Raw genomic sequence first — 12,778 nt, forward strand, 5'->3', positions numbered from 1 at the left:
CCGATTGATGCCGCGCCGCAAGCCGCGCGACATCTTCGCTGATCTCGTCCAGCGCGGCCTCTTCGCGCGCCAGCAGGGCGGCAGCGGCGCGGGCGGCTTCGGCAGCCTCGTCCATGCGTGCCTCGTGCCCGTCGCTGGCAGCCTCAAGCTGCTTTGCCTCCCATTCCAGTCGCTCGATGGTTTCGCCCGCGTCGCGGTTGAGGCCTGTTTCGCGGTTCATGTCGTTCGACAGTTGCGCGATGCGGCTTTCCAGGGTGGCGATCTGGGCCTCGGCGCGCTCGGCCTCGCCGGTCAGGGTGTCGCGCTCGACCTGGGCGCGCTGCAGGATCGCGGCGGCGACGGCGTCTTCCTCGCGCAGGGGGGGCAGGGCGGCGTCGCACTCCTCGCGCTTGCGGGCGGCGGCACGGGCGGCGCTTTCGGTGCGCGCGGCCTCGGCCAGCGCCTCGCGCAGGGCGGCCTCGGCGCTTGCGCGGGTCTCGTCGGCGGCTTTCCAGCGGCGCCACAAGAGCACCCCTTCGGCGCGGCGCAACTGATCGCCGATCTCGCGGTAGCGCGCCGCCTGCCGGGCCTGCCGCGCCAGTTGCGCAAGCTGCCCGGCGAGTTGCTCGAGAATGTCATCGACGCGGGCGAGGTTGGTCTCGGTGGCGCCAAGCCGCAGTTCGGCCTCGTGGCGGCGCTGGTAAAGGCCCGAGATACCGGCGGCCTCTTCGAGGATGCGACGGCGCGCGCGCGGCTTGGCGTTGATCAACTCGGCGATCTGGCCCTGGCGCACCAGCGCGGGCGAATGCGCCCCGGTCGAGGCATCGGCAAACAGCATCTGCACATCGCGCGCGCGCACGTCCTTGCCGTTGACCTTGTAGGCCGATCCGGCGTCGCGGGTGATCCGGCGCACCACGTCGATCACGTCCGAGTCGTTGAAGCCCGAGGGCGCGAGGCGTTCGCTGTTGTCGAGGCTCAGCGCCACCTCGGCAAAATTGCGCGCCGGCCGGGTGGCGGCACCGGCGAAGATCACATCCTCCATCCCACCACCGCGCATGGCGGTGGGGCGGTTTTCACCCATCACCCAGCGCAAGGCCTCCAGCAGGTTCGACTTGCCGCAGCCATTGGGGCCGACCACGCCGGTAAGCCCCTCGCTGATCAGCAGATCGGTGGGGTCCACGAAGCTTTTGAAGCCGTTCAGCCTGAGCCGGGTGAATCGCACGGGGCAGGTCCGCCATTGATCCAGATGCCTCGATCCTGCGAGGCTCGGCCGCCGGAGTCAACTATTCACCCACGATCTGGCAGGGTGATCGGCGGTTATCCACAAGATATTGGGTGAAGGGCGGGGTGTCGGGGTAGTGTTCAGGCCATGGACAGCGCCGATGTCAGATGAGGTGCTCGCCATCTTTCCTGGTTTGCCGGCGCGGGCTGAACTCGATGCACAAGGCGCCCATGTCGCTCGCGCCGAGCGTGGCGGCGGCGCACCGGCAAAAGGCGGGGGCCTCGCTGGTGCTTTCGCAATGGGCGCAATCGGCGCAGGTGCCGAAGGCAGGGCTTTGCCGGTCATCGGCCAGATCGCAGGCGACCTGGCGCAGCGCGGCAAACAGGGTGTCGCGCGTGGGCTGGGGCAGGGCCTCCAGCGCCCGGGCCAGCGCCTTGAGCGGGTCCTGCTGCAGCACTTCATGCCCTGCCGGGGTCAGCTCGAACCGGATGCTGCGCCCGTCGTCTTCGTTGCGGTGGCGCTCCAGCAGGCCCAGCGCGACCAGCGACTTGACCGTCTGCGAGGCGGTGCCGCGTGTGGTGGCGTGAAACTCGGAGAACGCCGAGGGCGTGCGCGAAAGCCGGTTGGCGCGCGCGAAAAACCGCAGCGCCGTCCATTGCGCCGGGGTTAGGCGCGCGTCGCTCGCCCCGCTATGGGCGAGGCGGGCAAGGTGCACGATGATCTCGGCGCCGTGATCTGCGGAACTGCTCATGCCGGAGAAAGTAGCGCATCGCTATCATCTTGACAAGGTGCGGCGGAAAAAGTAATAGCGAAACGAAACCATATATCGGAGGACGCACAGTCATGGCCGATCAGCAAGGGCACACGCGGCGCTATGTGCGCGACACGATGTCCAGGGAAATGCTTGACGCCGGGACCGAGCGCGACCTGGCCCTGGCCTGGCGCGACAAGGGCGATGAGGCGGCGCTGCACCGGCTGGTCTCGGCCTATGCGCGGCTGGCGGTTTCCATGGCGGGGCGCTTTCGCAGCTATGGCGTGCCCTACGAAGACCTTGTGCAGCAGGCCAATCTGGGCCTGATGCGCGCGGCCGAGAAATTCGACCCCGACAATGGCGCGCGGTTCTCGACCTATGCGCGCTGGTGGATCAAGGCCTCGATGCAGGAATACGCGATGCGCAACATTTCGGTGGTGCGCACGGCGGCGGGGGCGGCCCAGAAAAAGCTGTTCTTCAACATGCGGCGCGTGCAGGCGGTGCTCGAGCGCGAGGCCGCCGGGCGTGACGAGGTGCTGAACCGCGATGCGCTTTGCCTCGCCGTCGCCGAGGAGCTTTCGGTGCCTGTGGCTGACGCGGAACTGATGCTGGCGCGGCTTTCCGGCCCTGATCTTTCGCTCAATGCCCCGCAGAGCGATGCCGGGGAATCGCGCGAGTGGATCGACCTGCTCGAGGATGACACGGCCCCGACCGAGGATGTCGTGCTGGGCCGGATCGAGGGCGCGCGGCGGCGCGATGTCCTGGCCGATGCGCTGATGGCGCTGCCCCAGCGCGAGCGTCATATCGTGGTCGAGCGGCACCTGCATGACGAGCCACGCACACTGAACCGGCTGGGCGAGGAGCTGGGCATCTCGAAGGAGCGCGTGCGCCAACTCGAGGAACGCGCCCTGGCCCGGATGCGCGAAACCGTGCTGCGCGCGCAGTCAAGGGCGGGCGCCCCCCACGCCGCGTGAGGGTGGGGCGCGCTATGGCGTGTCGCGTTTGAGCACCCTCATCCAGTTCCGAACAGAGGGAATGCGCTCGCCTGAGGTGGACGCGGATGCGCCCGCCTGTGGGGCGGGCGGGCGCATGCCCGGACCGCAAGCGGCCCGGGCGAAATGAAACCGTTCAAACGCGACACGCCATAGCGCGCTGTTGGTGCCGTCAGGTACAAGCGCCTGCGCAGGCAGTGAGCGCGCCCCCATGCCGCTTCTTCTTGAGAATGACTTGCAATTGCCGCATCCCGGCCTATTGTCCGGCTATAAGTTGCGAGTGAGTCGCAATTTCTGCGTAAGCGTGCCAACCGCGCCTGTCCGCCGGGAAAAGGGAAAAGAGTGATGCGTTTCGAAATGGCTGAAAAGCCGGGTTTCATGGTCGGGTCGGGCAAGCGTGGCGCGGCTGCCGTGCTCGCGCTCGGGCTGGCGTTTGCCGCGCCGGGGCAGGGGGCGGCACAGCCGGTGCCTTCGGTGGTGGCGACGGTGGGCATGATCGCCGATGTCGCCGCCAGCCTCGCGGGGGAATGCGTTGCGGTGCAGGCCATGATGGGGCCGGGGACCGACCCGCATCTTTACCGCCCGACCTCGCGCGATGTGCGCATGATGCGCGAGGCCGATGCTATCTTTCACGTCGGATTCGGGCTTGAGGGGGCGCTGGGCGATGTGCTCGACGGGCTGCAGGGGCGCGTGACCACCCTGGCCGTGGCCCCTGCCGCCGTGCCCGAGGCCGAGCTATTGCGCGCCGATCCCGAGGATTTCGCCTATGGCGTCGATCCGCATCTGTGGATGGACGTGCGGCTCTGGTCGATGACGGTTGCGGCGCTGTCCGAGGCCCTGTCGGACCTTGCCCCCGACTGCGCTGACGAGATCGCAGCCGCCGCCGAGGACTACCGCGCGCGGCTGGCCGCGCTGCACGCCTGGGTCGGCGACAGCATCGCCACCATCCCCGAAGGGCATCGCGCGCTGGTCACGGCGCATGACGCCTTCGCCTATTATGCACGTGCCTACGGGATTGACGAGGTGGCGATCCAGGGGCTTTCGACCGAGTCCGAGGCCAGTATCGCCGATATCCGCGAGGCGGCCGAGGCCGTCGCCACGCGTGGCGTGCCGGCCGTGTTCATCGAGACCACGATCAATCCGCGCACCATCGAGGCCCTGCTTGACGCGGTGCGCAACCGTGGCCACGCGGCGCGCATCGGTGGCGCGCTCTATTCCGATGCGATGGGCGATACCGGCACCCGCGACGGCACCTATATCGGCATGATCATCGCCAACACCCGGACCATCACCGCGGCGCTGGGGGGCACGGTGCCCGATCTGCCCGCACCGGTGGCGCAATGGCTGGAAGCGCGGGGCTTTGCCATTGACTGAACGCCGCGCGCGGCGTTCTCTGCCGGGCAGACCTGCCGCACGCCAGTTTCGCCCCTTCGCTACCGGTCGCGCCGGCCGCGAGGGGGGCGGGCACCCTGATCGAAAGTCCTTGCAAATGCCTGCTACCGACACACCCGAAAGCCGCGATCCGCCCCCGCCGCGCGACCTGCACGAGCCGGGCCTAGCGCTGCATGTCGAGGATCTGACCGTCAGCTATCAGCGCCAGCCCGCGCTGTGGGACATCGATCTGGACATCCCGCCCGGCGTCATGGCGGCGATCGTGGGGCCGAATGGCGCGGGCAAGAGCACGCTGGTCAAGGCGGTGCTGGGGCTGGTCGCACCGGTGGCGGGGCATGTGCGGCTCTTTGGCCGCCGCTACCGCGAAATCCGCCGCCGCGTCGGTTATGTGCCGCAGCGTTCCTCGGTTGACTGGGATTTCCCGACAACGGTTCTGGATGTGGTGATGATGGGGCTTTACGGGCGGCTGGGCTGGTTCCGCCGCCCCGGCGCACGCGAGCGCGCCGAGGCGCGCGCCGCGCTCGAGCAGGTCGCCATGCAGGATTACGCCGGGCGCCAGATCAGCCAGCTTTCGGGGGGCCAGCAGCAGCGGGTCTTCATCGCGCGGGCGCTGGTGCAGCGGGCCGACATCTATTTCCTCGACGAGCCGATGGCCGGGGTCGATGCCACGACCGAGCGCGCGATCGTCGAAATCCTCAAGGGGCTGCGCGATTCCGGCAAGACGGTGATCGTGGTGCATCACGACCTGCAGACCGTGCGGCGCTATTTCGACTGGCTGGTGATTCTCAATCAGCGGGTGGTGGCGCAGGGGCCGGTGGGGGATGTCTACACTGCCGAGAACCTGCGCGCGGCCTATGGCGGGCAGGTGGCGCTGCTCGAGGCCGGTCCCGGCGAAGGCGGGGCCATGGACGCAGCAGAGGGCAGCCCGCCATGACGGTGCTGGCCTGGCTGAGCGATTACACCCTTCAGACCGTGATGATGGGCGCGGTGCTGCTGGGCGTGGTCAGCGGCGTGCTGGGCAGCTTCGCGGTGCTGCGCCGGCAAAGCCTGATGGGCGATGTGCTCAGCCATGCGGCGCTGCCGGGCATCTGCCTGGGCTTTCTGGTCGCCGGCGGGCGCGAGCTGGGCGGGATGCTGGCGGGGGCCTTCGCCGCGGCCGGGCTGGCGGCGCTTTGTGTGCTGTTGATCGCGCGGCAGACCCGGCTGAAGACCGATGCGGCGCTGGGCATCGTGCTGAGCGTATTCTTCGCTGTGGGGGTGGTGCTGCTGAGCTATGTGCAATCGCGCGCCGGGGCCGGGCAGGCGGGGCTGACGAGCTTTCTCTTCGGGCAGGCGGCGGCGATCCTGCGCAGCGACCTGTGGCTGATGGGCGCGGTGACGGCGCTGGCGCTGGCGGTGGTGCTGGCCTTCTGGAAGGAATTCAAGCTGACCAGCTTCGACCCCGGCTATGCGGTGGTGGCGGGCTATCCGGTGCTGGCGCTGGAAATCGCGCTGACCGTGATGATCGCGCTGGCCATCGTGCTGGGGTTGCAGATGGTGGGCGTGGTGCTGATGACCGCGATGGTCATCGCGCCCGCCGCCGCCGCCCGGCAATGGGTGCGCCGGCTCGAGGCGATGGTGCTGCTGGCCGCGCTGTTCGGAGTGGTGGCGGGGCTGACCGGCGCGGTGATCAGCGCGCAGGCGCGGGGGCTGGCCACGGGGCCGCTGATCGTGCTGGTGGCCACGGGGATCGTGGCGGTGTCGCTGTTGCTGGCGCCGGGGCGCGGAGTGCTCTGGTCCTGGGCCGCGCGCTTGCAGGAAGCGCGCCGCCTGCGCACCCGGCAAGTGCTGCTGACCCTGCACCGGCTGGCCGAAGGGCATGGCGACCCCGCCTATCCCAGCGAGCAGGGCATGGTCGATGCCTATCACGGCGCGGCCACGCGGCGCGCGCTGTCGCGGCTGGCCGCGCGCGGGCTGGTGCGCGATGTCGGCCACCATCCCGAAACCGCACCGCATTGGGAACTGACCGATGCCGGCCATGCCGAGGCCCGGCGGCTGGAGGCGGGCGCGAATGACATCCCCGGCGCGGAATCCGCCGCGCCCGAAGTAACCGGGGGCAAACCATGACGCCCCTGTTGTTCAACGTGATCCTCGACGATCTGGCGCTGATGATCATCGCGACCGGCGCGTTGGTGGGGGTGGCCGGGGCGCTGCCGGGGATGTTCCTGGTGCTGCGCGGCAGCGCCATGCTGACCGATGCGATCAGCCATTCGATTCTCTTGGGCATCTTCGCCGCCTGGTGGCTGACCGGCAATCTGGGCGGGCCGCTGCAACTGCTGGGCGCGGCGCTGGCCGGGCTGGCGGCGGTGGCGCTGATCGAAATCGTCGCGCGCAGCCAGCGGGTGCGCATGGATGCCGCGATCGGGCTTGTCTTTCCGGCCTTCTTTGCGCTGGGGGTGCTGCTGATCAGTCTGTTCGCCCGCGATGTGCATCTGGACGAAGACGCGGTGCTGCTGGGCGAGATCGGTTTCATCTGGCTCGACATGGTCACGCTGGCGGGGCTGGAACTGCCGCGTGCGCTGGTGACGATCGGCGCGCTGGCGCTGGTGAACGCGGCTTTCGTGGCGTTGTTCTACAAGGAGTTGAAGCTGTCGGTCTTCGACCGGGCGCTGGCGGGGGCGCTGGGCTTTCTGCCGGGGATGCTGTTCTACGTGCTGCTGGCGCTGACCAGCGTCACGGCGGTTGCGGCGTTTGATGCGGTGGGGGTGATCCTGTTCATCGCCTTCGTGATCGTGCCCCCGGCCACCGCGCTCCTGCTGACCGACCGGCTGGCGCTGGCCATCGTGCTGGCTTGCCTTCTGGGGGTGGCGGCGGCGATCAGCGGCTATCTGCTGGCCGATATCTGGAATCTCACCATTGGCGGGATGATGGCCAGCATGACCGGGGCCTTCTTTGCGCTGGCGCTGCTGGCCGGGCCGCGCCACGGGCTGGTCGCGCGCCAGCTTGCCCGTCTGCGCCGCCGCCGCGACAATGACTGCCTGTCGCTGCTGGCGCATTTGCGCAACCACGAGGGCACCGCCGGCGCCGCCGAGGAAAACACCGCCGCCGCGCTCGAGGCCGATCTGCGCTGGGGGGGCGAGCGCCGCCACCGGGTGATCCTGACGGCGCTGGATCGCGGCCTGATCACGCGCAAGGGCGAAACCCTGCGGCTGACCCGCCGCGGCCGGGCCGAGATTGACGCGCTGCTGCCCGGGCGGATGCCGCCGCGGCGGGGGTGAGGCAAGGGGACTCGCATTTGAGAGTCCTCTTCATGACAGGGCCAGAGAAGAGACCCGAGGCAGCGCCTGCCTGGGTTGGCGCATGTTCGAGACGGTGAAATCGGCGAGGGCTCTGAAAACTGCACGCCGTGTCAACAAGCTGTGAGGCTCAATGCGCCTGCCGGGGGGCAGGCAGGCGCAGCCCGGCGGTGCCGGGCGGGCGGACCCTTCGGCAAGGGGCCTTGTCACGCAGAAACCGTTGATCGCCTTTCGACGTGCTCAGGTTCCAAATGCGATAGCCCTGGGCTGACGCGCGCTGCGCTTGCAGCCCGCGCCCGGCGGCGATAAACCGGCGCAGATCGCAAGCCAGATCGCAAGACGGAGTGGTTCATGTCCACCATCGATACCGATACCGCGCGCCAGGTGGCCAGCCTGGCCCGCATCCGCGTCGCCGAGGATGACCTGCCCGCCCTGGCTGGCGAGTTGTCGAATATCCTGACCTTCATGGAGCGCCTCAACGAGGTCGATGTCGATGACGTGGAGCCGATGACCTCGGTCACGCCGATGCGGCTCAAGCGCCGCGCCGACGAGGTCACGGAAGGCAACATGCAGGATCGCATCCTGTCGAACGCGCCCGATGCGCGCGAGGGCTTCTTTGCCGTGCCGAAGGTGGTGGAATGAGCGACCTGACCCAATTGACCATCGCCGAGGCCCGCGACCGCCTGCGCGCCCGCGACATCAGCGCCACGGACCTGACCGAGGCCTGCCTCTCGGCCATCGACGGCGCCGACCGGCTGAACGCCTTTGTCCACAAGACGCCCGAGATTGCGCTTGAGCGCGCCCGCGCCGCCGACGCGCGGCTGGGGCAGGGCGATGCGCCGGCGCTGTGCGGCGTGCCGCTGGGCATCAAGGATCTGTTTTGCACCGAAGGTGTGGCCAGCCAGGCCGCCAGCCGCATATTGCAAGGCTTCCGCCCCGAGTATGAAAGCACCGTCACCCGGCAACTGGCTGATGCGGGCGCGGTCATGCTGGGCAAGCTGAACATGGACGAATTCGCCATGGGCTCGTCGAACGAGACCAGCACCTATGGCAACGCCGTCAACCCGTGGAAGCGCCAGGACGACGCGGCCGATCTGACGCCCGGCGGCTCGTCGGGTGGCTCGGCGGCGGCGGTGGCGGCGGGGCTGTGCCTGGGCGCGACCGGCACCGACACCGGCGGCTCGATCCGCCAGCCCGCGGCCTTCACCGGTATCGTCGGCATGAAGCCCACCTATGGGCGCTGCTCGCGCTGGGGGATCATCGCCTTTGCCTCGTCGCTCGATCAGGCCGGGCCGATGACGCGCACGGTGCGCGACGCGGCGATCATGCTGCAGGCGATGGCCGGGCATGACCCGAAAGACAGCACCTCGGCCGACCTGGCCGTGCCCGATTTCGAGGCAATGCTGACCGGCGACATCCGCGGCAAGCGCATCGGCGTGCCGCGCGAATACCGCATGGAAGGTATGCCCGCCGAGATCGAGGCGCTGTGGCAACAGGGCGCCGCGATGCTGCGTGATGCGGGCGCCGAGATCGTCGATATCTCGCTGCCGCATACCGAATACGCGCTGCCGGCCTATTACGTGATCGCCCCGGCCGAGGCCTCATCCAACCTCGCGCGCTATGACGGGGTGCGCTATGGCCACCGCGCCACGCTTGGCCCCGGCGAGGGCATCACCGAGATGTATGAAAAGACCCGCGCCGAGGGCTTCGGGCCCGAGGTGCAGCGCCGGGTGATGATCGGCACCTATGTGCTGTCGGCGGGCTTTTATGACGCCTATTACAACCGCGCCCGCAAGGTGCGCACCCTGATCAAGCGCGATTTCGAGACGGTCTTCGCCGATGGGGTGGACGCGATCCTGACGCCCACAACGCCCTCGGCCGCCTTCGGCCTGGGCGAGATGGCCGAGGCCGATCCGGTGCAGATGTATCTCAACGATGTTTTCACCGTGACGGTCAACCTGGCCGGGCTGCCGGGCATCTCGGTGCCGGCGGGGCGTGACAGGCAGGGCCTGCCGTTGGGGTTGCAGCTGATCGGCAAACCCTGGGAAGAGGGCGATCTGCTGAACACCGCCTGCGCGCTGGAACGCGCGGCGGGCTTTGTTTCCAGACCGGAAAAATGGTGGTAACATCCGCCAAAACGGACGCGGGACAGGCGTTTTCGACAAGTAACGAGGCACCATCGATGCGGCAGTTTCTTCCGGTGATCGGCATGTTTGCCCTTGCCGCCTGCGAACCGGCCATTCCTGATTCCGGCGCCGGGGTCGGGTTTGGCGATTACAACGAATACATGCGCGCCCAGTCGGCCCAGTCGGCGCAGCCCCGCGCTGCGGAGCCGCGGCAGACTGCCGCGCTGCAACCGCCCGGCGCGCCGCTTTCGGCCATTCCCGCGCTCGATGCGCCCGCGGCGGACCAGGGCTGGCAGACAGCCGATGACGACAGCCCCGACGCACTGGCGCGCGAGGCGCTGGCAGCGATCGGCGGCGGCGCAGCTGCATCGGCCCCGCAGGCCGGCGATGGCCCCGCCGAATGGCCCGTGGCGACCGCAAGCGGTGTTTCGCAGCAAACCTTTGATCCGTCTGCCCCGCGCGACGAAACCGCGGCCGAACGCAACGCGCGCCTTGCCGCGCAATACGAGACAGTCGCGCCCGAGGCCCTGCCCGAACGCCCGGCAGATACCACCAATATCGTGGCCTATGCGCTTTCGACGACCCACCGCGTGGGGCAGGAGCGCCATCGCCGCTCGCCCATCCAGTTTCGCAATCACGAACGCGCCTGCGCGCAATTCGCCAGCCAGGATCTCGCGCAGGAGGAATTCCTGCTCCGTGGCGGGCCCGAGCGTGACCCGCTCAACCTCGACCCGGATGGCGACGGTTTCGCCTGCTGGTGGGACCCCGAGCCCTTCCGCGCAGCCGCCCGCGGTGCGGCGCAGCAGTGAACCGGCCCATCGCGCACCCCTCGCCGAATTTCGGAATGCGGCGGGGGGGCGCGCGGCCCGACATGGCGGTGCTGCACTACACCGGCATGTCCGATTGCGCCGAGGCGCTGGCGCGGCTGTGCGACCCGTCGGCCGAGGTGTCGGCGCATTACCTGATCACGCGTGATGGCACGGTCTACCGGCTGGTCGATGAGGACATGCGCGCCTGGCACGCCGGGGCGGGGGCCTGGGGCGCGGTGACGGATGTCAACTCGCGCTCGATCGGGGTTGAGCTGGATAATTGCGGCGCAAGCCCCTTTGCCGAGCCGCAGATGGCCGCGCTCGAGGGGCTTCTGGCCGGGGTGATGCAGCGCTGGCGCATCCGCCCCGAGCGGGTGATCGGACATGCCGACATGGCGCCCGAACGCAAGTCCGATCCGGGGCCGCGATTCGACTGGCGGCGGCTGGCCCGCCGGGGGCTGGCGGTGTGGCCCGCGCCGTCGCCCGGCCCCGCTTCCGAAACGGCCCCCGACCCCGACCCCGATGCCTTTGTCGCGGCGCTGGCGCGCTTCGGCTATCCGGCTGCGCCCCTGCCGGCCCTGCTGGCCGCGTTCCGCGCACGGTTCCGCGGCGGGGTGCAAGGGCCTCTCGATGCGCAGGACATGACCCTGGCCGCGCACCTGGCCGCGCGCTTCCCCGTTGACCGCGGCGCGCGGCACCCCTAAATGCGAGAGGCGCGGATGGCCGGGCGGCCGCACCCTGCAAGGGGTGAGGAAAGTCCGGACTCCATGAAGCAACGGTGCCGGGTAACGCCCGGCCGGGGCAACCCGAGGGAAAGCGCCACAGAAAACAGACCGCCTGGCGCCCCGGTGCCAGGTAAGGGTGAAACGGTGGGGTAAGAGCCCACCGCGGGACTGGCAACAGGACCGGCACGGCAAGCCCCACCGGGAGCAATGCCGAATAGGGGCCTCGCGCGGGGCTGGTCGGGCAACCGATACCGCCGCAGGGACGCTTCAGCCCGAGGCCCGGGTTGGCAGCAAGACCCCGTCAGCAATGGCGGGGCCAGATGAATGGCCGTCCAGGGGGCTTCCGCCTCCGGACAGAATCCGGCTTACAGGCCATCCGCGCATGGAATTCAGGCCCCCGGCCGGGACGAGAGGGCGACAGGCGATGTGGCAATGGCTGCGCAAGGCCGATCCGGCGCTCCAGCTTGTGGTGGCGATCTTCGCGCTGCCGCTGGCGTTGGGCGTGCTGGGGCTGGCCGGGCTGGGTCTGTGGTTTCTGCTGCTGCGCTAGGGCGCCGCAGAAGCCCCTTTGTCGTGCCCACTACCAAGCGCTCAGGCCCGGTGGCGGCCCAGGGCACCGCCTGGTGCTTTTGCCAACGCACTGTCAGGGGCGAAACTGCCGCCCTGGGCTCGATTTCCGTTACGCCCCGGAAAAATTCCCTGCTCCATCTTCTTGGCAAAAATATCCTCGCCGAAGGCATCGGCAGGCCGTACTTGCGGCCTGCCGATTTCCCTGATGCAGGCGCATCGCGCGCCTGTCTTTCGGATATTGCCGGTATGAAGCGGGCTGCTTGTCCGCCCGCAGGCGTCAGCCCCCTTTCACCCGCCCGCCCACCCATACGCGACAATACCCGCGCCTTGGTGCCGATTTCCCCGCGGCGGCGGTTGACAGCGCCGCCGCCTTCCGTAAAAGGCGGGGTTCAGAGTTTTCGCGGTTTGCGTCGGCTACCGGCCGGTCCGACCGCCTGAAGGAGCAAAGCACATGGCGAAGCCGACGACGATCAAGATCCGTCTGAACTCGACGGCGGGCACCGGGCACTTCTATGTGACCAAGAAGAACGCCCGCACGATGACCGAGAAGATGACCGTGCGCAAATTCGACCCGGTCGTGCGCAAGCATGTCGAATACAAGGAAGGCAAGATCAAGTAATCTTGCCTGTCCGGGCGCGGCGGGGGTGATGCCGCGCTCGATTGCGCAGCGGCGCATGCCCGCGATTCGACGAAATACGCCCTTGGGGCGCGTCAGCCTGCTGAAAATGGTTTCCAGCCTGCGGTTCGCAAACGCGGAAGCAGAAAACTGATCCGCACCACACCGGCCACAGGTCTGGGCCGGGCTATGACATTCACACATCTTCCTGGATTGGGTGCGGGGGCAAAGATACCGCCTGCCCGGCACCGCCGGGCTGCGCCTGCCATTCCGGGGGCTTACGCCGCCCCACCGGGGCGACGGTCCCCCTCCATCCCGGCA

Annotated in this window: 13 protein-coding genes and 1 other RNA gene; 12 read left to right on the top strand and 2 right to left on the bottom strand. The window is 68.9% G+C overall.

The window, feature by feature from the left end:
* A partial coding sequence (locus DQ229_RS11095) for an AAA family ATPase (protein WP_155326500.1) occupies positions 1–1,201 on the bottom strand: 1,201 nt, incomplete at its 3' end.
* 163 nt (positions 1,202–1,364) lie between these two features.
* The gene (locus tag DQ229_RS11100; protein WP_114966349.1) at positions 1,365–1,952 is read right to left on the bottom strand and encodes a MarR family winged helix-turn-helix transcriptional regulator; all 588 of its coding nucleotides are present in this window, start codon (positions 1,950–1,952) and stop codon (positions 1,365–1,367) included.
* A gap of 92 nt (positions 1,953–2,044) precedes the next feature.
* Here DQ229_RS11100 and DQ229_RS11105 point away from each other — a divergent pair, with 92 nt between their 5' ends.
* The 12 genes from DQ229_RS11105 to rpmG all read left to right on the top strand — a co-directional run bounded on the left by DQ229_RS11105 (position 2,045) and on the right by rpmG (position 12,460).
* The gene (locus tag DQ229_RS11105; RefSeq protein WP_114966350.1) at positions 2,045–2,926 is read left to right on the top strand and encodes an RNA polymerase factor sigma-32; all 882 of its coding nucleotides are present in this window, start codon (positions 2,045–2,047) and stop codon (positions 2,924–2,926) included.
* Positions 2,927–3,289: 363 nt separating this feature from the next.
* The gene (locus tag DQ229_RS11110) at positions 3,290–4,318 is read left to right on the top strand and encodes a metal ABC transporter solute-binding protein, Zn/Mn family (protein ID WP_114966351.1); all 1,029 of its coding nucleotides are present in this window, start codon (positions 3,290–3,292) and stop codon (positions 4,316–4,318) included.
* 115 nt (positions 4,319–4,433) lie between these two features.
* Positions 4,434–5,270: a metal ABC transporter ATP-binding protein gene (locus tag DQ229_RS11115; RefSeq protein WP_114966352.1), complete on the top strand. Its 837-nt coding sequence runs from the start codon at positions 4,434–4,436 to the stop codon at positions 5,268–5,270.
* A complete protein-coding gene (locus DQ229_RS11120) occupies positions 5,267–6,442 on the top strand; it encodes a metal ABC transporter permease (protein WP_114966353.1) in 1,176 nt (391 codons plus the stop codon). The genes DQ229_RS11115 and DQ229_RS11120 overlap by 4 nt, the downstream gene beginning before the upstream one ends.
* A complete protein-coding gene (locus tag DQ229_RS11125) occupies positions 6,439–7,593 on the top strand; it encodes a metal ABC transporter permease (RefSeq protein WP_114966354.1) in 1,155 nt (384 codons plus the stop codon). Before DQ229_RS11120 ends, DQ229_RS11125 begins: the two co-directional genes overlap by 4 nt.
* A 369-nt stretch (positions 7,594–7,962) precedes the next feature.
* The gene (gene gatC / locus DQ229_RS11130; protein ID WP_114966355.1) at positions 7,963–8,253 is read left to right on the top strand and encodes an Asp-tRNA(Asn)/Glu-tRNA(Gln) amidotransferase subunit GatC; all 291 of its coding nucleotides are present in this window, start codon (positions 7,963–7,965) and stop codon (positions 8,251–8,253) included.
* Positions 8,250–9,737, top strand: coding sequence for an Asp-tRNA(Asn)/Glu-tRNA(Gln) amidotransferase subunit GatA (gatA, locus tag DQ229_RS11135; RefSeq protein WP_114966356.1), 1,488 nt, complete (start codon positions 8,250–8,252; stop codon positions 9,735–9,737). The genes gatC and gatA overlap by 4 nt, the downstream gene beginning before the upstream one ends.
* 56 nt (positions 9,738–9,793) lie before the next feature.
* Entirely contained in the window at positions 9,794–10,546 is a 753-nt protein-coding gene (locus DQ229_RS11140; RefSeq protein ID WP_114966357.1) for a hypothetical protein, read from the top strand.
* Positions 10,547–10,581: 35 nt separating this feature from the next.
* Positions 10,582–11,250 carry an N-acetylmuramoyl-L-alanine amidase gene (locus tag DQ229_RS11145; RefSeq protein WP_114966358.1) on the top strand — a complete coding sequence of 223 codons (669 nt, stop codon included), beginning with the start codon at positions 10,582–10,584 and terminating at the stop codon, positions 11,248–11,250.
* Between the two features lie 11 nt (positions 11,251–11,261).
* Positions 11,262–11,655, top strand: an RNA gene (gene rnpB, locus DQ229_RS11150) — RNase P RNA component class A.
* A 40-nt stretch (positions 11,656–11,695) separates the two neighbouring features.
* The gene (locus DQ229_RS16920) at positions 11,696–11,821 is read left to right on the top strand and encodes a hypothetical protein (RefSeq protein WP_274378842.1); all 126 of its coding nucleotides are present in this window, start codon (positions 11,696–11,698) and stop codon (positions 11,819–11,821) included.
* Positions 11,822–12,292: 471 nt separating this feature from the next.
* On the top strand, positions 12,293–12,460 hold the full coding sequence (rpmG, locus tag DQ229_RS11155) for a 50S ribosomal protein L33 (protein ID WP_076648137.1): 168 nt from the start codon (positions 12,293–12,295) through the stop codon (positions 12,458–12,460).
* Positions 12,461–12,778: the final 318 nt, after the last annotated feature.

The organism is Alkalilacustris brevis (genome assembly GCF_003350345.1).
Taxonomy (GTDB): domain Bacteria; phylum Pseudomonadota; class Alphaproteobacteria; order Rhodobacterales; family Rhodobacteraceae; genus Alkalilacustris; species Alkalilacustris brevis.

Excerpts from the sequence above, each read along its gene's own strand:
- DQ229_RS11100 (WP_114966349.1), bottom strand. The coding sequence starts at position 1,952 with ATGAGCAGTTCCGCAGATCACGGCGCCGAGATCATCGTGCACCTTGCC.
- DQ229_RS11105 (WP_114966350.1), top strand. The coding sequence starts at position 2,045 with ATGGCCGATCAGCAAGGGCACACGCGGCGCTATGTGCGCGACACGATG.
- DQ229_RS11110 (WP_114966351.1), top strand. The coding sequence starts at position 3,290 with ATGCGTTTCGAAATGGCTGAAAAGCCGGGTTTCATGGTCGGGTCGGGC.
- DQ229_RS11115 (WP_114966352.1), top strand. The coding sequence starts at position 4,434 with ATGCCTGCTACCGACACACCCGAAAGCCGCGATCCGCCCCCGCCGCGC.
- DQ229_RS11120 (WP_114966353.1), top strand. The coding sequence starts at position 5,267 with ATGACGGTGCTGGCCTGGCTGAGCGATTACACCCTTCAGACCGTGATG.
- DQ229_RS11125 (WP_114966354.1), top strand. The coding sequence starts at position 6,439 with ATGACGCCCCTGTTGTTCAACGTGATCCTCGACGATCTGGCGCTGATG.
- gatC (WP_114966355.1), top strand. The coding sequence starts at position 7,963 with ATGTCCACCATCGATACCGATACCGCGCGCCAGGTGGCCAGCCTGGCC.
- gatA (WP_114966356.1), top strand. The coding sequence starts at position 8,250 with ATGAGCGACCTGACCCAATTGACCATCGCCGAGGCCCGCGACCGCCTG.
- DQ229_RS11140 (WP_114966357.1), top strand. The coding sequence starts at position 9,794 with ATGCGGCAGTTTCTTCCGGTGATCGGCATGTTTGCCCTTGCCGCCTGC.
- DQ229_RS11145 (WP_114966358.1), top strand. The coding sequence starts at position 10,582 with ATGCGGCGGGGGGGCGCGCGGCCCGACATGGCGGTGCTGCACTACACC.
- DQ229_RS16920 (WP_274378842.1), top strand. The coding sequence starts at position 11,696 with ATGTGGCAATGGCTGCGCAAGGCCGATCCGGCGCTCCAGCTTGTGGTG.
- rpmG (WP_076648137.1), top strand. The coding sequence starts at position 12,293 with ATGGCGAAGCCGACGACGATCAAGATCCGTCTGAACTCGACGGCGGGC.